Annotated in this window: 5 protein-coding genes; all 5 read left to right on the top strand. The window is 63.4% G+C overall.

All coding sequences use genetic code 11. The features are described 5' to 3' along the window. Window positions 1-32: 32 nt before the first annotated feature. The 5 genes from JQK88_RS01705 (at window position 33) to JQK88_RS01725 (ending at window position 24,491) form a co-directional block, all read left to right on the top strand. A complete protein-coding gene (locus tag JQK88_RS01705; protein WP_192250587.1) occupies window positions 33-1,919 on the top strand; it encodes a TPR end-of-group domain-containing protein in 1,887 nt (628 codons plus the stop codon). Between the two features lie 439 nt (window positions 1,920-2,358). Beyond that, window positions 2,359-2,595 carry a type IV toxin-antitoxin system AbiEi family antitoxin domain-containing protein gene (locus JQK88_RS37345; RefSeq protein WP_203277287.1) on the top strand — a complete coding sequence of 79 codons (237 nt, stop codon included), beginning with the start codon at window positions 2,359-2,361 and terminating at the stop codon, window positions 2,593-2,595. Window positions 2,596-3,798: 1,203 nt separating this feature from the next. After that, window positions 3,799-8,802 (top strand): DUF7927 domain-containing protein, encoded by a 5,004-nt coding sequence (locus JQK88_RS01715; protein ID WP_203277288.1) that lies wholly within the window; start codon window positions 3,799-3,801, stop codon window positions 8,800-8,802. After that, window positions 8,799-12,569, top strand: a complete 3,771-nt coding sequence (locus JQK88_RS01720; RefSeq protein WP_203277289.1) for a TonB-dependent receptor — start codon at window positions 8,799-8,801, stop codon at window positions 12,567-12,569. The genes JQK88_RS01715 and JQK88_RS01720 overlap by 4 nt, the downstream gene beginning before the upstream one ends. 444 nt (window positions 12,570-13,013) lie before the next feature. Continuing rightward, window positions 13,014-24,491, top strand: coding sequence for an autotransporter-associated beta strand repeat-containing protein (locus JQK88_RS01725; RefSeq protein ID WP_203277290.1), 11,478 nt, complete (start codon window positions 13,014-13,016; stop codon window positions 24,489-24,491). Window positions 24,492-24,571 lie beyond the last annotated feature (80 nt).

Genomic DNA, 24,571 nt, shown 5'->3' on the forward strand with positions numbered 1-24,571 from the left:
CGATAGATCAGGGGCTCCTCGGGCCGCTGCCTATGGTAATCTATGCGTCACTGATCGATTGGAGAGTGCACCCCTTGGAACGCCGTCTGGCTGCAATCCTGGCCGCCGATGTGGTCGGCTACAGCCGCCTCATGGGCGTTAGTGAGGCCGCCACGCTCACGGCGCTCAGCGCCCACCGGAAGGAACTCGTCGACGCGAAAATCGCCGAGCATCGCGGACGCATCGTTAAAGTGACGGGCGACGGCCTGCTGGTGGAGTTTCCGAGCGTGGTAAATGCGGTAACGTGCGCTGCGGAAATCCAGGGAAAGATGCGCGAGCGCAACGCGGGAGTGCCGGAAGGTCTCCGCATCGAGTTTCGGATCGGTGTCAATATCGGCGACGTGATCGTTGAGGGCGACGATATTTTTGGCGACGGCGTCAACGTTGCGGCGCGGCTGGAAGGGATCGCCAAGCCCGGCGGCATTGCGCTCTCCGGCACGGTACGCGACCACCTTGGAAACCGGCTCGATCTTGCCTTCGAAGACATTGGCGAGCAGGTTTTGAAGAACATTGACCGGCCGGTGAGGGTTTTTCGCGTAGAGCTCGATGCCGTCCCGCCAGCCGGCACAAACGTCGCGCCGCGGTCCGAGCGAAACAAGCCATCGATCGCCGTCCTACCTTTCACCAATATGAGTGGCGATCCGGAGCAGGAGTATTTCGCCGATGGTATCACAGAAGACATCATCACCGACTTGTCGAAGGTTTCCGGGCTTTCGGTTATCGCCCGCAATTCCGTGTTCACTTACAAGGGCAAGCACGCCGATGTGCAGGAGGTGGGACGGCGTTTCAATGTGACGACCGTTGTCGAGGGCAGTGTGCGCAGGACGGGCAATCGCGTTCGCATCAATGCGCAGCTGATCAATGCCCGTGACGGCACTCATCTGTGGGCCGACCGCTATGACCGCGATCTCACCGACATCTTCGCGCTTCAAGACGAGATCACCAAGACGATCGTTGAGCAGTTGAAAGTGACGCTTCTGCCGCAGGAAAAAAAGGCAATCGAGGCGGTCCCCACTTCGATTGTCGATGCCTATAACTATTACCTCAGGGGCCGCCACCTCTTTTATTTACGCACCACACCTCATGTGCTGCTCGCGCAGCGCATGTTCAGGAAGGCAGTGGAACTCGATCCAGCTTATGCCCGCGCCTATGCCGGCCTCGCCGACGCCGCTTGGTTTCTCTATCTCAACGACCACGAGGGCGTGACTGTCTCAGACATTTTCGACGCGAGCACCAAAGCCATCGAGCTCGATCCCGAGCTCGCGGAAGCGCACGCTTCGCATGGCATAGCCCTCCACTTTCTCGATAGGTATCCCGAAGCAGTGGCCGAATTCGAGCGCGCCCTGGCGATCGATCCCAATTCCTTTTGGAGCCACTTTCACTATGCCAATGCCGCGCGTAATAGGGGCGACCTTGAGACATCGGTGAAGATGGATAAGCGCGCCAGCGAGATAGATCCCGACGATTTTGGCGTCCGTTTCAACCTCTCGCAAGACTACCAGCAGCTTGGCCGCATCGAGGAATCGAGGGAAATGTCAAGAAGCGGCATCGAGGCGGCAGAACGTATAAGCGCTCGGCATCCCGATCTCTCGCTTCCCATCGCCATTGGCGCCTGCGCGCTGGTCCTCCTCGGCGAACGTACACGTGCTCTCGAATGGTGTGCGCACGCCCTGGCGATCGCTCCTAATGATCCGCTCACGCTTTACAATGTCGCTTGCAGCTATGCGCTGATGGGCGAGTTGGACCTTACCCTCGAGGTGCTCGAGCGCTGGCGTTCTCGCGCGAACGCCAAGACGAAAAGCTGGGTGCGTAGGGACACCGATTTCGACTCTTTGCGCAGTCACCCGCGCTTCCAAGCATTTCTTGATCGGCTCGACTAGCCGGTCTGAATCCTCAGAACCCTGAGCGGTAGTGCCTTAGTTCAAATGATCGGGCAGCCGATGACCGCTTCTGGCACAATGCAGTCGCGCCATGCTGAACGCGAGGGTCGGCTTTCTAGCCTAGTCATCCCGAAAGCCGACCGTCAACTTCCGGCCAAATCCAGCCGTGCGGAAGTCTTTCGCCCTGTTTGTCGGCCGAACTATGCGGGCCTTTCTGGCCAGACGGGGCAGGGCGTTACGCTATTCGCCCCCGATCGGCTTCCTTCGCCGTTTGCCAATCATTCTTGCTGTCGCGAAGTGGATCGAAGCGCGGGAAAAATCGTAAGCAGGCGCAGTGAATCGCACCCCGGCGTGAAAAAGGCAGTGGCTCCCCGGGATCGGCGAAGCCGCGAACTACGAATTCTCCATAGCTCGCCAGGATGCGCGGGAAGCACCCAAGATGCGAAAACGCGACCGAGACCGAACTGAAGCACTTCGCCTTGCTGAGGGTCCGCAGCCGTCACTTCGCGAGCGAGCTGTCGCTCTCGCCCGAAAGGACGGCGAAGTGCGGACCTGTGATCTGACGACCGCAGGAATACCCCGGTGTTACCTTTCCCGGATGTGCGAGGAAGGTCTGCTTGTGAAGGTCGGCTACGGACGATATCGCGCTGTGGCAGTCGACGCCGCGTGGCCTTAAAGTGCGTCCAATCCTTCGCCTGCCTCAACACCCTGGTTCCTGTCGCACGCTAGAAAACCGTGGCTCCAGAACTTCGAAGCGTGCCGTTGCTATATCGGCACGGCGAGGGAGGTACACTGTCTGCAGCGGACGGGGTTGGCGTCTCTTCGGTCACCAGAGGCTCCTGTTTTATCCGAGGCGGCCGTTGATACCCCCTCCAACGCCCGCTTTGCACCTCATGTCATCCAATGGTCTGGATCTTTGTCTAAGAGCGGCCGTTGCCGGTGCCCAGGGCACACGCGATTTCGCGTCAGTTGGAACGTTGTCTGCCCAGATCCGGCCCTGCGAATTCATGCCCCCGGGTAAGCCGACGAGTTCCCGTTCAAGGGAATGAGAAAGTCCATTAAAGCCTCAGCGTCACGTTGATTGTTGATCAAGCCCACTCGGTGAAACTTTGCTGCACGTAGTATGCGATCCACCACTTCGGGAATCGCCGTGAATAGCTGGTGCGGCGGCGCCTTGGTGACACGAGGCCCCAACGAAACGACCATCGCAGGAGGAGAGGAGTGTACCGCCAACCGCCGATATTGAGAAAGACAAGACCGGGAACGCCTGGACCTGACGGAGTGTCCGTAAGCTCGACGACTGGGTCGCCACGGCGCGGGCGCTCGTCCGCAGGAAGGTTCCGGGCCTGCCACAGTTTAGCGCACGATATTGTCGTCAAGAATGTGCTGTCTATTAAAACCGCACGGAGTGGTCAGAGAAAGCTCAGCTCTGCGGAATTGCCGACCGCGGTCGATATGTGGCGCAGTCGTGACATGGAAGCGAAACTGGGCAAGAAATTAAGATGCTCTCAACAATAATGCGAGGTAACGCTCAACTCTAGGTTTCTTCTCAAGTATGTACGTGTCATGCGGCTAAATTAGCGTAACGTGATTTTTCGAGTTGGGGAGAGGTTGGTCGGATCTTGCTGTAACAAAAACGCAACTATGCTTTGAGCAAATGGCACCGATTCGCCAATTTTGACAAAAGACCGGAGTATTTTGGCGAGAATTGTGCATCTCCTGCACGAATTGGAATCATCCGGTCCGGGCGGGGCTTTCGTTAAGGATTGATGTGGCGTCGGGTTAGAACTGCCCGACGGGACGTTTCGGCGAGACAAAATCAATCGGCGAAATCCAACCCCCTCCCGGTCATCGGTGGTTTCACATCCGGGGGCCGTTCATGCGCGATTCAGTTTTACAGCCTAGCGCAGCGCGCTTTGTCAGGTTTTTTCGGCTGGCGGCGGCAGTGTTCGTGGCCGCCATTGCCGTGCTGGCGGGATTGAGCTCCCGTGCCGACGCGCAGGCTGCGTACGACTTCTGCCCCGCAGGTGCCGGCGCGATCTTCAACGTCGTCAACGGTGTGCAGATATGGCGCTTGGATCCGCCAGGTGGCACGGCCACCCGCGTTACCGCACTGGACCAATCAATTCCGACCAACCTCAACGGGTTGATGGTCGATCCTATACGCAATCGCCTGCTGTTCGTCTCACGCCCCACCGCCTCCACCACCCAGCTCTGGGCTTACGATCCCGCAAATCCCACGATCAATGACTGGTACGACGTCGTGGGCGCCTCCTTTGCGTCGCCGGATTTCCCGCGAGCGGCCATGAGTCCGAGCGGCATAGGATATCTCATCGGCGGCGGCGCCAGCCCCGAGGTTTGGAGGGTCACAGCGTCCGGCAGCTTCAACTATACCGTTCAAAGGATTCCCGGCAATCTCACCTACGACATCGCGCCGACCGATACGGGCTCCGGCGATATTGCCTTTGACGGCAATGGCATAGCGTGGCTCTCGGTCGGGCAGGATCTTTATACCGTAGACCTGGCGGGTGGGAGCCTGACGGCTGTCAGGCAAACGCGCCCGTTGCTGAATGGATCGCCCAGCGCGATTAATTGGGCAGGCATCGCCTTCGGGGCGGACGGTCGCCTCTACGTCGCACAAAACAACGCTTCCAATACCTATTATGCCTATGACCCGGGGACTGGAAATTTGACGCTTGCAGGGACCGCCGCCGGCGGCGCACGCGATCTCGCCTCCTGCGCCTTCCCTGTTCTCGCTCAGCCCAAGCTTTCGGTCGCCAAGACGTTGGCGCTGGTCGACGGCGCTGCCTATGTCGCCGGATCGCCTATTAATGCAGGCGATGTTCTCACCTATCGGATCACCGTCACGAATACCGGCGGCGCGGTCGGAACGCTGTTTCCGGGCGATGTCGATGAGATAGTGCCGGCAAATACTGCGTTCGTATCTGCAGGTAGCAACTTCACCTGCACCGGCAGTACGTGCACGAATCCCGGCCCGACTACATACAATCTTCCGGCAAACGGCGGGACCGCGACGCTGAACTTTGTGGTGCGAGTCAACGATCCCCTGGCGAGCAGTGTATCCACCATCGATAATGCAGTCACCGTCGCCGACGTCGACTGCGTTGCCCCCGGCAACGATTGTGTCGAATCCACCCCCGTCGGAATGTCGGTGAGCGTTGCCAAATCGTCCAATCCGGCGAGCGGGACGACGGTCAGCCCGGGCGACACGATAACATATACGTTAACTGCAGCGGTGGCCGGCTCGGCGACCTCCGAGCCGCTGAGTCTAACTGATGCGCTGGGCACGGGGCTGACGCCGGGGACCATCACCAGCCAGGATCCCCAGTTTGGGGGCAGCTGCGCGGTTTCGGGCCAGGTGCTCACCTGCGCGCTGCCGACAGGTGCGCCCGTCGGCAGCTATTCGGTGACCTACACCGCGATGGTCGATGCCGGTGCGACCGGTAACGTCGCCAACGCGGTCACGGCAACTAACCCGCCAGGCGGCGATCCTGATCCGGTCTGCACAACATGCACCACCTCGCATCCGATAACGGCCGCCCCGGTGATCAGCACGGTCAAGACTTCCGATCCGGCCACCGGTTCGACCGTCGCGCCGGGCGAGACGCTGACCTATACGGTGACGACGACGGTGGCGACCGCATCGACTACGGCCGTGTTCCAGCTGACCGACACGGCCGGCGCAGGGCTGACGCTTGGCACTGTGACAAGTGATCCGCAGTTCGGCAGCAGCTGTACGGCCTCGGGGCAGGCGCTAAGCTGTTCGCTGCCGGCAGGCACGCCGGTGGGCAGCTATGCTGTGAGCTATACAGCGACGGTGAATCCGGACGCCACCGGGACCGTCGGCAACCAGGTGACGACGGCCGGCGGCGGCGATCCCGATCCGGAGTGCGCAGCCTGCACGACGTCGCATCCAGTGGAACTGCCGGTGATCAGCACGGCCAAGATAGCCGACCCTGTCAGCGGCACCAGCGTCGCGCCCGGGCAGACGATCACTTACACTGTCACCACGACGGTGGCGACCGCATCGACCACCGCCGTGTTTCAGCTAACCGATGCGATCGGCACTGGGCTCACGCTTGGGTCGGTGACCAGTCAGGCCCCTCAGTTCGGCAGCAGCTGCACGCCCTCGGGGCAGACACTCACCTGTTTGCTGCCGGCGGGCACGCCGGTGGGCAGCTATGCTGTGAGCTATACAGCGACGGTGAACCCGGATGCCACCGGGACCGTCGGCAACCAGGTGACGACGGCCGGCGGTGGCGATCCCGATCCGGAATGCGCAGCCTGCACGACGTCGCATCCGATCGTTGACGCGGCAATCGCCGTTGCAAAGTCGTCCAATCCGGCAAGCGGCACCGCTGTCAACTCGGGCAACACGATCGCCTACACTGTGACGGTGACGGTAGCGGACTCAGCGACTACCGAACCGGTGACCTTGACCGACGTGCTGTCTTCCGGGCTGACGTTCGGTGCAGTCACTGACGCTGGTCCGTTCATTTGCTCAGGCAGCCTGAGCTGTGAGCTTCCCGCTGGTACTCTGCCTGGCAGCTATGCGCTGACCTATACCGCGACGGTTGACACGGGCGCCACCGGCGAGGTCGCCAACGCGGTCACAGCGAGCACTCCCCCAGGCGGCGGTTCAGATCCGGTCTGCACGGCCTGCACGACCAAACATCTGATCGCCCCCGTCATCAGCACGGTCAAGAGCTCCGATCCTGCGAGCGGTACGGAGGTCCAGTCCGGGCAGTCGATCACCTATACAGTAACCACGACAGTGGTGGCCTCGTCCACTACGGCTGACTTCCAGCTGACCGACACGGCCGGCGCAGGGCTGACGCTTGGCGCTGTGACAAGTGATCCGCAGTTCGGCAGCAGCTGTACGCCCTCGGGGCAGGCGCTGAGCTGTTCGCTGCCGGCAGGCACGCCGGTGGGCAGCTATGCTGTGAGCTATACAGCGACGGTGAATCCGGACGCCACCGGGACCGTCGGCAACCAGGTAACGACGGCCGGCGGCGGCGATCCCGATCCGGAATGCGCAGCCTGCACGACGTCGCATCCCGTCATTGCGCCGGCCATAACCCTCGTCAAAAAGCTGATCGATGAGAGTGGGTCGACGGATGCGGTCGCCGAGCCCGGCGAAATCCTGAGCTATGAGATCACGCTCACCAACCAGGGTGGCGCGACGACCAGCTACGCCCTGCAGGATGTGCTCGATAGCAGGATGAACTTTGCCTCTGCCAACAATGGCGGCCTGCATACGGGCGGTAATCCGGGCGGCGGAACAGTCAACTGGAGCGGGCTTAGCGTGCCGGCTGGTACCAGCAGTGACCCTGGCGCGCTGGTGCTGAGGGTCTCGGTTACGGTTGCCGATCCGTTACCAGACAACGCCGCCCCGTTGCAAAACATCGTCAAGGTGCCGAGCGATCCGCAGCCTGAATGCCCGTCCGACCAGTGTGTGGTGACGCCTGCACCAGAGCCCAAGATCCTGCTTGAGAAGACGGGCAAGTTCAAGGACGTGGACGGCAACGGCGCAGCCGATCCAGGCGATACGATCGTCTACAGTTTCACAGTGACCAATGACGGCAATGTGCCGCTTACCGAAGTCGTGCCGGAGGATGCGGGCCCGACCTTCAGCAACCAGAAGGGGACAGGCGAGCTTTCCGCCTTCGATCCGAATCCGGCAACCAACCCGGTGACGCTGGCGCCTAAGGGGGCACAGGTCTTCACCGCCACCTACGTGCTTACCCAGGTCGATATCGACAACGGCGCCGGCATCGTGAAGGGAGTGGAGAACAGGGCTACCGCAACGGGCCATGCCTTTGGCGATGCGGTCACCAGCATTGAGGTTGAATCCGACGAGAGCGTATCCATCCTGGCGTTGCCGGCGGCGGCACGCGACATCTCGATCGCAAAGATCGCCGGTCTGCGTTCCATCCGCCGTGGCGAGCAGGCGCCCTTCACCATCCGCGTCACCAACAATTCCGGCTCCCGGGTCAGCGGACTGACGGTGGTCGACACGATGCCGTCCGGCTTCCGCTACGTCGATGGCTCGGCGGCGATCGCGGGCGTCGCGGCCATGCCGGTAGTCGAAGGGCGCTCGATCCGCTTCGAGGATATCGTGGTTGAGGCCCACAGCGACGTCAACATCACCTTGCGCATGCTCGCGCTGAGCTCGGCTGGTCCTGGCGAACACACCAACCGGGCCAACGTGACCGATCCATCCGGCCGTCCGCTGGCGCCGGAGGCGACTGCGACGGTCGAAATCCTGATCGAGCCGGTGTTCGACTGCGGCGACATCATCGGCAAGGTCTTCGACGACATCGACCGCAACGGCTACCAGGACGAAGGCGAGCCAGGCCTGCCCGGCGTGCGCATCGCGACCGCCAAGGGCTGGCTGGTGACGACAGACAAATACGGTCGCTTCCACGTACCTTGCGCGGCACTGCCGGACCAGCGCATCGGCTCGAACTTTATCATGAAGCTCGATACCCGCACGCTGCCCACAGGCTACCGCCTGGCGACGGAGAACCCACGCGTGGTGCGGTTGACGGCGGGCAAGATGACGAAGCTCAATTTCGGCGCATCGATCGGGCGCGTTGTGCGGCTCGACCTCAAGGACGAGGCCTTCGAAGCAGGCAGCGTCGAGCTCACAAAACGCTGGGCCGAAGGCATCGATCAGCTGATCGAGGTACTGGGCAGGGAGCAGTCGGTGCTGCGGCTCGCCTATGTCGATGCCACTACCGAAACGGAGCTCGCCGAAGAGCGGCTGAAGCGCATGAGCGAGCTCATCGAGGCGCGATGGCGCGATGAAGACGGACGGTACCGGTTGGAGATCGAGACGCGAGTGGAGGCGGCCGAATGAGCGCGACCATCGGCACCATCGCCAACAACGGATCGACAGCCATAAAGACCTCCCGTCCTCGCCTCCTTCTGGTCAGCAGCGCGCTTGCAACCATCATGCTGGCCAGTGCACCGGCTTTTGCTCAGACCGCGTCCGAGACCGGGACATGCAGGCAGAAGGATTGCATGACATCGCTGCGCGGCAAGGCGCTCGACAACAGTTCGTCTGGCAGGCGCGAAACCGAGGTGGACGAACCGGCGGTTCCGTTTCAGATCAGCGTCGACGGCGAAACCGTCGACAAGAGCGCCGAGCCGTCGACTTCGGCAGCCGGGGCAACTTCCGCGCCGGCATCACCGGCCAAGCGCCCTGTCGACGCGCAGCGCCGCACCGACGTCGATCTCAGTGCGGTCGACATTCAGGTCAAATATGACGGCCTGGAGAAAGGCGCGCTGCTCAACGTCTCCACCATGCCGGTCCGCCGCACCTACCAGGCCGGCGAGCCGGTGGAGTTTCTTGCAACGGCCAATTATCCGGCCTTCATAGAGCGCTCCGAAATCCGCATCTATGAACAGGGCAGGGAAAAGACGGACGCCCCGATCGCGACGTTGCCGGTGTCGATCAACGGCGTTTCCGGATGGACCATGCCGGCGGAGGAAGAGAAGGAATTCAGTTATGTGCTGCGCGTCTATGACGCCGAAGAACGCTATGACGAGACACTGCCGCTGACCATTGCCCGCACGGAACAGGACCTACCACCTGAGGCGAAGGAAAAGGCCGTCGCGCCCGGCATGGGCGAGGACCGTACGGCACTGCGCAACATTCCCATCAGCGGCGGCGCGGTGACTGTCTATGGGCGCAACGTCCCGCCCGGTTATTCGGTCGAAGCCCTGGGCGAGGTGATCCCGATCGACCCCGACCAGGCTTTCGTCGTCCAGCGCATCCTGCCGGCAGGCGATCATAAGGTGGGTGTCGCGGTCAAGGGTCCATCCAGGCGCGGCGGGCTTCGCTTCAACCGCAGCATCAACATTCCCGACAATGACTGGTTCTATGTCGCACTCGCGGATCTGACCGTCGGCAAGCGCATGGGCGACGACAACATCGAAACCGTCCGTCCAGGCGAATACGACAACGTCTATAGCAAAGGCCGGATCGCCTTTTATCTGAAGGGCAAGATCAAGGGAAAATACCTCCTCACAGCCTCGGCCGATAGCAATGAGGAGAACATCGAGGACCTGTTTCGCAATCTCGACAAGAAGGATCCGCGCCAGCTCCTGCGTCGCCTCGATCCGGACGACTACTATCCGGTCTACGGCGACGATTCGACCTTCGTCGAGGACGCGCCGACCAAGGGCAAGTTCTATGTACGGCTCGAGCGCGGCGACAGCCATGTGATGTGGGGCAGCTACAAGACCATCATCGACGGCACCGAGTTCCTGCATTCCGAGCGCGAGCTCTACGGCGCCAGTGCCGTCTACCGCTCGCCGGAGACCACGTCCTTCGGCGAACGTAAGACGGAGGTAACGCTTTATGCCGCCGAGCCCGACACCCTGCCGCAGCGCGAGGAATTCCTGGGGACTGGCGGCTCGGCCTATTTCCTCAAGCGCCAGGATATCACCATCGGCTCGGAAACGATCACCATCGAATTCCGTGACGAGGTGACCGGGCGCGTCATCGAGCGCCGCATCCTGCAGTATGGGCAAGACTACAGCTTCGACTATACGCAAGGCGTCTTGATCCTGCGGCGGCCGCTGTCCTCGACCACGGCCACGAACGGACCGGTGCGCCAGGGAGCGCTCGGCGGCAACCGGGTCGTTCTGATCGCCCAGTACGAGTTCACCCCGGCTGTCGGCGACGTCGACGGCTACGTCTACGGTGGGCGGGCACAGCAGTGGCTCAACGAGCGGCTGAGGGTCGGCGTTACCGGCATGAACGAGACGACCGGTCCGGCCGATCAGCGAGCCGTTGGCGCCGACATCCAGCTGCGCCATTCGGAAAAGACCTTCCTCAACGCCGAGATCGCCCATTCCAAGGGACCGGGCTTCGGCCTGTCGCGTTCCACCGATGGCGGCCTGACCTGGGGCGACGAGGTCACCGCCGGCGATCCCAATCGCGCCGCCACCGCCTGGCGGGTCGAGGGTCAGGCAGCGCTCGAGGAGCTCCATCTCGGCGGCATGAAGGGCAGGGTCGGCGGTTATTACGACCAGAAAGAGGCAGGCTTCTCCACGCTCGCTGACAACATCTACATTGATCAACGGATCTGGGGCGCGCACGCCGACCTGGCGTTGACCGACCATGTCGGCGTTGCCTTGACCTATGACGACTTCAGGGACGACGAGGGCCAGACCAAACGCGACGGGACCAGCAGCGTCAGCTGGGAGCTCGACGAATATTGGAAGGTCACCTTCGGCCTGCGCTACACCGACCTGATGTCGCCGCTGGCGATCAGTTCGGGCAAATCAGGCTATGACGGCTCGCGGCTCGATGGCGGCGTGCGTGTCGATTACAAATGGGACGACGAGCATCTGATCTATGTGTTCGGCCAGGGGACACTCGATCGCTCGGGCGACATCGACCGCAACGATCGCATCGGAGTCGGTGCTGAGATCAAGCTGACCGACAAGATCGGCCTGGAGGGAGAGGTCTCCTACGGCACCCATGGCGTCGGCGCACTGGCGGCGGTCACTTACGACCCGACGGCCGACGACCACTACTATCTCGGCTACAAGCTTGATCCGGACCGCTCCTTCGATCTCGACAACAGCTACGATCTCATCGGCTCCGACAAGGGCGCAATCGTGGTCGGCCTGAAACGCCGCATGAGCGATATCGCTTCCGCCTATTCGGAGGCCAATTACGACATGTTCGGCGACCGGCGCTCGCTCACCCAGACCTATGGCGTGGTCTATACGCCGGATTCGGTGTGGACCTTCGATGGCGGCCTCGAAGTCGGCCGCGTCCGCGACGACACCGTCGACGCCGACACCAGCCTGATGCGGGAGGATTTCGATCGCTACGCGCCGTCTCTATCCATCGGATACAAGGACGAGGAAGCGGGCATCGGCAGCCATGTGCGTGGCGAGGTGCGCGTGGAGGATTCGCAAGCCGGCACACGCGACCAGAACAGCTACCTGTTCGCGGCCGGACTGAGCTGGAAGACCAACGAGGACTGGCGCCTGCTTGCAAGCGTCGATGCGGTGCTCTCCGACTCGACGTCCACCGAAACCTCATTCCAGGACACCGACTACGTCGAGGCCTCGTTCGGTTATGCTTACCGGCCGGTCGACAACGATCGCCTCAACGGGCTGTTCAAATACACCTGGCTCTACGACATGCCGGGCAACAATCAGCTGGTCAGCGGCGCCACCGAGGATCTGTTCGCTCCGGCCCAGCTCAGCCACATTGTCTCGGCCGACGTGATCTACGACCTGATGCCATGGCTGTCGATCGGCGGCAAATACGGCTTCCGCTTCGGCGAGGTCAAGAACCGCGCCGACGGAGGCGAAGGCACCGAGTTCGAGGATGTCTGGCAGCGATCCACGGCCCATCTCGGCATCGTCCGCACCGACGTTCACATCGTCAAGAGCTGGGACTTGCTGCTGGAGGGCAGGGTGCTGCACATGCCGGAAGCCGAGACGACCGACTATGGCGCGTTGGCCGCCGTCTACCGGCACGTGGGCGACAACTTCAAGGTCGGTGTCGGCTACAATTTCGGCTCCTTCTCCGACGATCTGCGCGACCTCACCCTCAATGACGAAGGCATGTTCCTTAACGTCGTCGGCAAGTTCTGACGTGAGGACATGAATTAGTTTCGGGGCACCACCACGAATCGTTGCTTGCCGACCGCGGTCCGCGCTCGGCTGACAACAACGATCACAACCTTTTCGGCATCGTTCGAGCATCCCCGGACACGGAGCCATACGTGTTCGATATGTGGCGCGATCGTGGCATGGATGCGACACTGGGCAAGAAAATTAAGATGCTCTCAACAATAATGGGAGGTAATGCTCAACTCTAGGTTTCTTCTCAAGTATGTACGTGAGTCGAGGGAGAATGGATGCGCAGTTTAGCCATCCATAATGCACGGGCGGGGATGCGGCATGTTAGAATTGCTCGGTTGCGAGGCGGTCAAGCAGCTCTCTCGATCTGGCAAAGGGGCTGGTTCATCCTGTCCTGGCGTGCTCGGAACCCCCGGAAGCGCAGCCTTCGATTGGCGCATCCTGCGCGGCGGCCGGATGACCAAGTGGAAGGGCGAGGCAGCGAGCTTTGCGCCGAACGCGGCCGAGCTTGTTCTGTCCCTGGCTCGCGCGGCCGCCGCTCGGGCTATACCTGCAGCGGTTTTGATCGGGCTTGCCGCGAGCGCCGCTGCCGCCGCCGATAGATATTGGGACTCCAACCAGACCACGGCGGGCTCTGGCGGTGCGGGCACGTGGAACACGTCAAATTTCAACTGGAGCCCGAACGGCGACGGCGTAAGCGGCCCGTACAACCAGGCCTGGAACAACACCGGCATCGTCCCCGGCACGCTTGACAACGCCATTTTCGGGGGCACGGCAGGTATCGTCAGCCTGGGCTCGCCAATCACCGTCAACTCGATCATCTTCAACACCGCAGGCTATACCATTGCCGGCGCGGGGCCCAACACGCTGACGGTGGGCGGTGCAACGCCGACGATCACGGCAAACGCCAGCGCCACGATCAGCGCCGCGGTCATCAGTTCGAGCGGATTCACCAAGGCAGGCTCTGGCGCGCTGACCATGTCGGGGGCAAACAATTTCGGTAGCGGTGCTCTCAACGTCAATGCCGGCACGCTGACCCTTTCGGGGTCGAATACCTTCACCGGCAACGTCGGCGTCACGACTGGCACCACGCTCACGCTTTCGGCCGCCAACACCTTCACCGGCAACGTCAATGTTTCCGGCAGTCTTAGTGTCGCGAGCGATGCGGCGCTCGGCGCGGCCGGCAACATCGTCACGCTCAATGGCGGCAGCCTGGCATCCACCGGCGCGCTGAACGCCAACCGACAGGTGGCGATCAACGGTTCCGCCTCGATCTCCGGCGTCGGCGTGGGGTCCGCCCTGTTCACGGGCAGCGGAACCCTCACGGTCACTTCCGGCGTCACGATGAGCAACGACGCCAGCACCTATACGGGCGCGACCGTACTGCAAGGCGCCGGGCAGGGGAGAATCCACTTCACGTCCGTCAGGGATACCGGCGTCGCCAGTTCGCTCGGAGCGAGTGGTGACATCACCATCCAGGGCGTGGACGACTTTCAGGACCAGGCTATCTATGACGGCGACGGAGACAGCAGTAACCGCACATTCCACCTGACGCCTTCCGCCAATGGGCCAGTCGCGCTGATCAACGCGGGTAGCGGCACCCTCGCCCTAACTGGCAGCATCAGCCTCGATGGTTCGTCACGCGGCATCGCCTTCTCCGCCAACACGGCCGATCTTGATCTTTCGGGCGTCATCAGCGGCGCCAGCACCTCGCAGGTAACCTATCTGGGGACCAGCGCGGCGCGCACGATCACCCTCGGCGGCGCCAACACCTATGTTGGCGGCAATATCGTCCAGCAGGTCACGGTCGTCGCCCCGACCCTGGCCGACATAGGGACCAACAGCTCGTTCGGCACCGGAACGTCGGACAGCGAGATTCGCGTTAACCTCGCGACGCTCAGCTATACCGGCGGGGCCGTCAGCACCAACCGCACGTGGGAGTTCGCGAACACCGCCACCTTGAGGAACGACGGCTCGGGTGGGCTGACTCTCACCGGCGCCATGCAATTCGACGCCAGCGGTACGGTGGACATCCTGGCTCTCGGCGGGACCTACGCGGGCGTCAATACTCTTTCCGGCAACATCACGGGCGACGGCGGCATAACGTCGAATGGGGCGGGCACGTGGGTGGTGACCGGCACCAACAACTTCACCGGCCCGATCACCGTGCAGAGCGGCATTCTTCGCGCAGGCAGCGCGTCGGCTTTGGGTGCTTCCATAACCGCCACCGTCAATGGCGGCATCCTCGACCTCAACGGCTTCAGCAAGACCTTCGCCCGGCTGGACGGAACCGGCGGCGAAGTGGCGTTGGGCGCGGCCAACCTCACACTCACCGTCGCCAACGGCGTCACCGCGTCCTATTCGGGCGTCATCTCGGGGTCGGGCGGCCTCTACAAGAACGGCGCCGGAACGCAGGTGCTGAAAGGCGCCAACACCTACACCGGCTCGACGAACATCAACCTCGGCACGCTGCAGCTGAGCTTCGTCGGCGCCGGCGGGCCCACCTCGAACATCATCTCCGCCGCATCGACGCTCAACATGTCGGACGGAAAGCTGGTGGTGACCGGCGTTGCGGGAGAGGGCAACACCCAAACCTTCAACGGCCTGAACATCAACGGCGGCAGCAACAAGATCTCGGCGACGAACGCCACCGTCAATTTCGGCGCCGTCAACCGGACCGGGGGCCTCGTCGATTTCAACATCGGGACGGCCGCCGTCTACACGGTAGCCCCAGGCACCACCCTCGGCGGCTGGGCCACGGTGACCACCGGCACCGCCACCGATTACGCCACCGTCAATGCCAGCAACCAGATCGTCGCCTTCACCGCCTACAACCTCAAGGACAACGCCGCCACCTGGGTCGACGGCGACATCGTCGCCGACACGGCCGGCGCCGCCAACTCGCCCTTCTTCGGCACGGTCAGCGACGCCGGCGGCGACAATATCGTCCAGCTCGGCGGCCTTCGCTACGCGGCGGCGGCCGCCGCAGGCTCGGTGGTGACTGTCGGCGCCGGCCAGACACTCGGCGTCGACGGAACGATCATCATCGGCGCCTCTGTGGGCACGACCACGCAGACCATCCAGGGCGGCACCGTCAGGGGCAGCCTCGGCGGCGTCCTCGGCATCCAGCAGAACAGCGGCGGCACCTTCACCATCAACTCGGTGGTCGTCAACAACGGAGGGCCGACCGGCCTCACCGTCATGGGCGCGGGAACGGGCGTTGGCACCGGCAAGGTCGTGCTCGGCAACGCCGCCAATACCTATACCGGCGTCACCTGGGTGACGACCGGCACGCTGGAGGTCGTCACCCTCGCCAACGGCAACGTTGCGAGCAGCATCGGCATGTCGGCGGCCGACTCCGCCAATCTGGTGCTGGAAGCCGGCAGGCTCCGCTACACCGGCGTCACGGCAAGCACGGACCGCGGCCTCACGCTGACGCGCTCCGGCGCGCTTGCCGACAACATGATCGACGTCAGCGGCGCCGCAACAAACCTGACGGTCGGCGGCGAGATCGTCAGCCCGGACGCGGCGAACCTCATCAAGGAAGGCGCCGGCACGCTGACGCTGACCAACGCCAACAGCAGCTATGCCGGCATAACCACCGTCAGCGCCGGCACGCTGGCCGTGACCAGCCTTGGCAATGGGGGCGCCAACAGCACCATCGGCGCCGCCAGCAGCGCCTCGGCCAACCTGGTGATCGGCAACGCCGCCGAGTTCCAGTACGACGGCGCGACGGCCGCCAGCGATCGCGGTTTCACATTGGCCACCGGCGTCAGCGGCGCCGCGTTCGACGTCTCGTCCGCCGCCACCGTATTGACGATCAGCGGAAACGCGGTCGGCACGAACACGCTGATCAAGCGTGGCGCGGGCACGTTGGTGCTGGCGGGGACCAACACCTACAGCGGCAACGTGGTCGCGGCCGGCACGTTGCGCGCGGGCTCGACGTCTGCTTTCGGGAGCACCAGCGGCCTGATGCAAGTCGATGCCGGGGCGCGGCTGGAGCTCGGCACTTTCAGCAACACGGTGGGTAGATTAACCGGCGCGGGCACCGTGGATCTCGGCTCGGCGGGAACCACGCTCACCCTCAGCAGCGGGACCGCCGCATTCACCGGCACGCTCACTGGCGCGGGCGGACTTACCGTAGAAAATGCGCAGACGCTCAACGGCTGCAACCACAACTATACGGGCGCGACTACCATTGATGGCGGCACGTTGAGCGTGGACTGCATCCGCAATGGCGGGATTAACAGCAGTATCGGCGCCTCCGCCAGCGCCTCAGCCAACCTTGTCCTCGCCAATAACGGCATCCTGCAATATACGGGCGCCGACGTGGCGACCGACCGCGGCTTCACGCTGTTGGGCGGCAACGGCTATATAGACGTAACGCAGGCCTCCACCGAACTGGAGTTCAAGGGCAATGCGATCGGGAGCGGCGCTCTGCGCAAGCGGGGTTTTGGCACGCTGATCCTTTCCGGCACCAACACCTACACAGGCAATACTGTCGTCGAGGCCGGCACTCTGATCGCGGGGTCGAGCAGCGCCTTCGGTCCCGGGTATATGTACGTTCAAGCCGGCTCCACTCTCGATACCACCGGCTTCAACAACACGGTTCGTGGGCTCAGCGATAACGGCACCGCTGGCGGCGACATCCTCATTGGGGACAAGACGCTGACCATCAGTGGCACCGGCAGCGATATGATCTTTGCCGGCAAGATCACCGGCACCACCGGCAGCCTCGTAAAGAATGGCGGCAGCATCCAGACTCTCACTGGCTGCGACAACAATTACCGCGGCAGCACGACGATCAACAGCGGCTGGCTCAGCGTCAGCTGCGTCGCGAACGGCGGGGTGAACAGCTCGATCGGCTCCTCGAGCTCGGCCGCCAGCAACCTGGTCATCGGCAATGGCGGCGTGTTCAACTACATCGGCGACGGTGACAGCACCGATCGCCGCTTCACGCTGTCCGGGGCGGCGGGGTCCAACTCCTACATTCTCAGCAACGGGACCGGCGCGCTCCAGTTCACCAATACGGCTGCCATCACCTATAGCGGCGCCGGCATCCGGAACTTCCGCCTCGGCGGCTCCAACACGGCCACCAACACCATGGCCGCGCAGATCGTCAACAACGGCGTCTCGGTGGCGCAGGTCGTCAAGGAGGGAGCGGGCACCTGGCGGCTGACCAGCACCACCAGCACCTATACCGGCGTGACTTCTATCCAGGGTGGCGTGCTCGAGGTCGTGAAGCTCGCCGATGGCGGGCAGGCGAGCAGCATCGGCGCCGCGCCCACCACCAACAGCAACCTGGACATCTACACCGATTCGCACCTCCGCTACGTCGGCACCGGCGACAGCACCAATCGCCTGTTCCGCCTCGGGACCGGCGCGACCTACATCGAATCCTCGGGCACCGGTGCAGTCAACTTCACCGGCACCGGCGGCGGCGGGATGGGCTTCATCAGCGCCGGCCCGCGCACCTTGGTGCTCGGCGGCACCTACACCGGCGGCAACATCATGGGCGTGGCGATCGCTGACCAGAACGCCACGACCGGGAAGACAACGCTGGCCAAGAATGACGCCGGCACATGGATCCTCACCGCCAACAACACATACACCGGAAATACCGTCATCAACGACGGAAAGCTGATCATCGGCAATGGCGGGACGGTCGGCAATGTCGGCACAGGCGATGTCATTCTGTCCTTCGCCACGGGAACGCTTGGATTCAATCGCAGCGACACGTTTAATTTCGCCGGCAAGATCAGCGGTCCCGGCATCATCGAGCAGATGGGCGAAGGCACGACCGTGCTCACGGCAACCGACAGCGCCGGCACGACCAAGATTTCCGAGGGCACGCTGCAGGTCAACGGCGACCTGACCACCGACACCGTGGTGTTCGAAGACGATGAGGCAACGACGCTCACGGTCAACGGGTCGGTCCACGGCAACGGAGTGCCGGCTACGATCACCGGCGACGGTTTGACCAACACCATCAACATCAACGCCGGCGGAACGCTCACAGCAAATGGCGATCTCGGCGATGGCAGCGACGCCGCCAATCTGACCGGAACCTTGAACACCGGCGCCGGAGCGCTCAACCTTGGCGCCGGTAACGATACGCTGACGCTCAACGATGGCGGCGTGATAACCGGAACAGTCAACGGCGGCACCGGTGGCGAGACGGGCGCGGGCGACACGCTGCAGGTTAACAACAATACGGCCCGCACGCTCGACGGGGTCAATGTCAGCGGCTTCGAGAGCCTCAGCAAGCAGGGCACGGCCACGCTCACGCTCACCGGCGCCCACACCTACAGCGGCGGCACGGCCATTTCCGGCGGAACGCTCCAGGTCGGCAACGGCGCGGTAGTGGGCAGCTTGACGACGCCAACCGTCGCCAATAACGGCACGCTCGCTTTCAACCTGAACAGCAACTACAGCTTTGCCGGCGTCATTTCCGGCACCGGCGTGGTGAACAAGGTCGGCACCGGCACTACCACACTGACCGGCACCAACAGCTACACCGGGGCGACCAACGTCAATGCCGGCACGCTGCTCGTCAACGGCAACCAGTCGGGTGCTACCGGGCAGACCAATGTCGCCAGCGGAGCGACACTGGGTGGCACTGGCACCATCGGCGGCAGCGTGACCGTCGCCGATGGCGGCACTCTCAGCCCCGGCGATGCGGGCAATGCCCCAGGCACGCTCACCATCAATGGGAATCTGGCGCTCGGCAACTCCAACCTCAACATCAATTTCGGCCAGGCGAATGTGCCTGGCGGTCCGCTCAACGACCTAATCAATGTCGGTGGCAACCTGACGCTCGACGGGACCCTCAGTGTCAGCCAAAGCGCAGGCGGCACGTTCGGCCCCGGCGTCTATCGTGTCATCAATTACAACGGCTCCTTGACGGACAACGGGCTCAATGTCACCGACCCGGACTATTCCGTGCAGACCTCGGTCGCCAATCAGGTCAACCTGGTCAATTCGGCTGGGCTGCAGCTCAGCTACTGGGACGGCGACGCCGGTCCGCACTCCAACAGCATCGTCAATGGCGGCAATGGCACATGGCGCGCCGCCGGCGACCAGAACTGGACCGACTCCACCGGCCTTTTCGCCGCTCCCTTCGCCAATGCCAGCTTCGCTATCTTCCAGGGCACTGCTGGCACGGTGAACGTCGACAACACCAACGGCCAGGTTCAGGCCGCGGGGATGCAGTTCGCCACCGACGGCTATCTGGTCCAGGGCGGCCCGATCGACCTGGTCGGCGGTTCGAGCATTATCCGCGTCGGCGACGGCACGGGAGCCGGCGCCTTCTATACGGCGACCATCGCCTCCAACCTTACCGGCAACAGCCAGTTGGTGAAGACCGATCTCGGCACGCTGGTTCTCTCGGGAACCAATAGCTATCTGGGCGGCACAGCCATCAATGGCGGAACAGTCCGGATCTCCCAGGATGCCAACCTCGGCAACGCCGCGGGCGGTCTGACGTTCAACGGCGGCACGCTGAACACGACTGCCGCCATTGCGACCGGGCGTGCTGTAACGCTCGCCGGCGCCGGCACGTTCCTGACCAATGCCGGCACCGCGACCGTATTGACCGGAGGCATCAACGGGGCAGGCGGGCTGACCAAGGACGGCGCCGGCACGCTGGTGATAGCCGGCAATGCCGCGCATTCGGGCGGCACGACGATCAGCGCGGGCATCCTGCAGGTCGGCAATGGAGCGACGGCCGGCACGCTGGCCGGCAACGTGACCAACAACGCTATCCTGGCCTTCAATCGCTCGGATAGCCTGATCTTTGGTGGTGCGATAACCGGCACGGGTGCCGTACAGCAAATCGGAACCGGCACTACCGTTCTTACGGCCGACAGCAGCTACAGCGGCGGCACAACGATCGCGGCCGGCACGCTGCAGCTCGGCAATGGCGGCTCTACGGGCTCGTTCACCGGCGATGTGACGGACAATGGCACGCTGGCGTTCAACCGCTCAGACACCTACACCTTCGCCGGCCTGATCTCCGGCAGCGGCGCGGTAAGCCAGGTTGGTGGTGGGGTCACGATCCTGACCGGCGCCAACACCTATGCCGGCGCAACCAATGTGCTGGCCGGCAGCCTCCAGATCGACGGCGACCAATCGGGGGCGACCGGGCTTACGTCGGTAGCGAATGGCGGCACGCTTGCCGGTACGGGCATCATCGGCGGCGATGTCGTTGTGGCCAATGGCGGCGCAATGAACCCCGGTGACCTTGGCAACGTACCAGGAACGCTCACGATCAACGGCGACCTGACACTCGGGGCCGCCGCAACGCTCAACTACAATTTCGGCCAGGCGAACGTGCCCGGCGGCGCGTTCAACGACCTCACGGTCGTACACGGCGATCTCGTTCTCGACGGGCTGCTGAACGTCGCCGAGACGCCCGGCGGCAATTTCGGGCCGGGCATCTACCGTATCATCAGCTATGACGGGACGCTCACCGACCTCGGCCTTTCCGAGAGCTTGCCCAATCACGTGGTGCAGACCTCAATAGCCGGCCAGGTGAACCTGGTGGACATCAGCGCCATGACGCTCAACTTCTGGGACGGCGATGCCGGCCCAAAGAACAATAACCTCGTCGACGGCGGCAACGGCGTCTGGCGTGCCGCAGGCGACGACAACTGGACCGAGCAGACGGGCGGTATCAACGCACCGTTCTCCAATGCAAGCTTCGCCATCTTCGCCGGCACGGCGGGTTCGGTGACCGTCGACAATACGAACGGCCAGGTTCAGGCCGCGGGGATGCAGTTCGCCACCGATGGCTATCTGATTCAGGGCAATGACCTCGCCCTGGTCGGTCCGCAGTCGATCATTCGTGTCGGCGACGGAACGGCCGCGAGCGCGGCCTACATTGCTACGATCAGTTCCAACCTGACCGGCAACACGCAACTGGTGAAGACCGATCTCGGCACGCTGGTGCTGGGCGGGTCCAACAGCTACACCGGCGGCACTGCCATCAACGGCGGCACTGTAAGGGTCGCGGCGGACGCCAATCTCGGCGACGCTGCGGGCGGGCTGGTCTTCGACAGCGGCACATTGCAGAACACCGCGGCCTTCAGTTCGGCGCGGGGCGTGACGCTCAACGCCGGCGGCGGCACGCTGCAGACCGATGCCGACCTGACCTTGTCGGGCCTGATCGGCGGAACAGGCGCGCTCACCAAGACCGGCACCAGCGCACTCATTCTCACCGCCAACAACAGCTACACCGGCCCGACCACGGTCTCGGCCGGCAGCCTGTTCGTCAACGGCAACCAAAGCGGGGCAACCGGGCTGACCTCGGTGCTGGGCGGCGCCACGATCGGCGGCACTGGCACGGTCGGCGGCGACGTCACCATCGCCGACGGCGCCACGCTGTCGCCCGGTGCGGCCGATGGCACTCCAGGCACGCTCGCCATCGCCGGCAATTTGTCGCTCTCCGGCGGCTCGATCCTGAACTACAGCTTCGGTCAGGCGAATGTTGCAGGCGGCTCGCTCAATGACCTGACCACGGTCGGCGGCAATCTGGTGCTTGACGGCACGCTCAACGTCTCGGTGTCGCCGGGCGGCACGTTCGGCCCCGGTGTCTACCGGGTGTTCAGCTACAGCGGCGCGCTGACGAACAATGGCCTTTCGATCGGCACGATCCCTTCGACCGAATATTTCGTCCAGACGGCAATCGCCAATCAGGTCAACCTCGTCAACACGGAAGGTTTGACGCTAAACTATTGGGATGGCGCTGCTGGCCCGAAGAACAATGGCGTCATCGATGGCGGCGACGGGCTATGGCAGAATTCCACCGGCAACGAGAACTGGACCGACAGCACTGGCTCGGTCAACGCACCCTATACGGATGCGTCGTTTGCGATATTCGCCGGCGCGGCCGGCACGGTCACGGTCGACAACAGTCTGGGTGTGGTCTCGGCATCAGGCATGCAGTTCCTCACCAACGGCTACGTCATTCAAGGTGGGCCTCTCGGCCTCGTCGGGCCGCAGTCGATCATTCGCGTCGGCGACGGCACCGCGGCCGGCGCTAGCATAACCGCCACCATCGCCTCGGTGTTGACCGGCAGCACGCAGCTCACCAAGACCGATCTAGGCACGCTCGTGCTCACAGCCAGCAACAGCTATACCGGCGGCACGGCGGTCAATGGCGGTACGCTGCAGGTCTCTGCCGACGCCAATCTGGGTGATGCCGCCGGGGCTCTCAGCTTCGACGGGGGCACGCTCAACACCACCACCAGCTTCACCTCGGGCCGGGCCATCAACACGGTGGGCCAGGGAACCTTGCTCACGGACGCCGGGACGGCGCTGACATTGACCGGCGCGCTCTCCGGCGCTGGAAGCTTCGTCAAGGACGGCGCGGGCAAGGTGGTGCTGACCGCCGACAATTCCGGCTACACCGCCGCGACGCAGATCAACAAAGGCACGCTCACCGTCAGCGGCAGCCTGTGCGGCACCGTCAATGTGAATTCGGGCGGGCGGCTGGAAGGCACCGGCACGGTTTGCGACACCAACAACTTCGCCGGCGGCACCGTGGCGCCAGGCGACAGCGGCATTGGCACGCTAACGGTAGCCGGCAACTACACGGGTAACGGCGGCCTGCTCGAGATCGAGACCCAGCTCGGTGGCGATGCTTCGCCAACCGACAAGCTCGTGGTCACCGGCAATACGTCGGGCACCACCGATCTGAAGGTCACCAATCTCGGCGGCGGCGGCGCGCAAACCGTCGAAGGCATCAAGGTGGTCGATGTTGGCGGGGCCTCCAACGGCACCTTCAGCCTGCTCGGCGACTATGTGTTCCAGGGCCAACAGGCCGTGGTGGGCGGCGCTTACGCTTACCGGCTCTACAAGAACGGCGTCAGCACGCCGGCCGATGGTGACTGGTATCTGCGTTCGGCGCTCGTCGACGGTGATCCGGATCCGCAACCGCTCTATTCGCCGGCCGTGCCGATGTATGAGGCTTATGCTGGGGTGCTGCAGACCTTCAACGAACTGGGCACCCTGCAGCAGCGCGTTGGCAATCGGTCGTGGGGCGAAGGCGCGACGCCGCAAGGTGCGGACCTGCCAGGCCAAGGCCCGGTCGATGGCAAGGCGATCTGGGCGCGCATCGAGGCTGCTCATGCCAAAATCGAGCCGGACGTATCGACCTCCGGCACGAACTATGACGTGACCACCTGGAAACTGGAGGCCGGCGTCGATGGCCTGCTGCACGAAAGCGACGCCGGTATCCTGATCGGAGGGATCACGGCCCATTACGGAACCGCTTCGTCAGACGTCTCCTCGACCTTCGGGGTGGGGTCGATCGCTGCCACCGGCTACGGCGTCGGCAGCACGCTCACCTGGTACGGCAACAGTGGCTTCTACGTCGACGCTCAGGCGCAGGCGACGTGGTATGACAGTGACATCCGGTCGACCACGCTAGGCACAACGCTTGTGGACGGCAACAACGGTTTCGGCTACGGCCTGAGCATGGAGGCCGGACAGAAGATCGCCCTCAACGGCAACTGGTCCCTTACTCCACAGGCCCAGCTTGCCTATTCGTCGGTCGACTTCGACGCATTCACCGACCCGTTTGGCGCCGTCGTGTCGCCCGGCAGCAGCAACAGCCTCGTCGGCCGCCTCGGCCTCTCCGCAGACTACGAGGACCAGTGGGCGGATGACGAAGGGCAAGTGAGCCGGACGCATATCTACGGGCTCGCCAATCTTTACTACGACTTCCTCGACGGAAATGATGTCGATGTGTCCGGCGTGAAGCTGGTCAGCGAAAATCAGGCGCTGTGGGGCGGTGTCGGCCTTGGCGGCTCGCTGAGCTGGGCGGACGGCCGCTACGCCGTCTTCGGAGAAGGGACAGTGCGGACAAGTCTCAAGGATTTCGGCGACAGCCATGCCATAGGCGCCAAGCTCGGGTTCAGCGTGAAATGGTAGCCGCGATCGAGATCGACATGCCGACCTTGGCTTGAGGATCGTGTCCGGCAGGCTACCCTAGGTCTATGGAATCCGGCCTT

It is taken from the genome of Mesorhizobium caraganae, from assembly GCF_016836705.1.
Classification (GTDB): domain Bacteria; phylum Pseudomonadota; class Alphaproteobacteria; order Rhizobiales; family Rhizobiaceae; genus Mesorhizobium; species Mesorhizobium caraganae.

Bases quoted from the DNA above. Each gene is read 5' to 3' on its own strand.
- JQK88_RS37345 (WP_203277287.1), top strand. From the start codon at position 2,359: ATGCGAAAACGCGACCGAGACCGAACTGAAGCACTTCGCCTTGCTGAG.
- JQK88_RS01725 (WP_203277290.1), top strand. From the start codon at position 13,014: ATGACCAAGTGGAAGGGCGAGGCAGCGAGCTTTGCGCCGAACGCGGCC.
- JQK88_RS01720 (WP_203277289.1), top strand. From the start codon at position 8,799: ATGAGCGCGACCATCGGCACCATCGCCAACAACGGATCGACAGCCATA.
- JQK88_RS01715 (WP_203277288.1), top strand. From the start codon at position 3,799: ATGCGCGATTCAGTTTTACAGCCTAGCGCAGCGCGCTTTGTCAGGTTT.
- JQK88_RS01705 (WP_192250587.1), top strand. From the start codon at position 33: ATGGTAATCTATGCGTCACTGATCGATTGGAGAGTGCACCCCTTGGAA.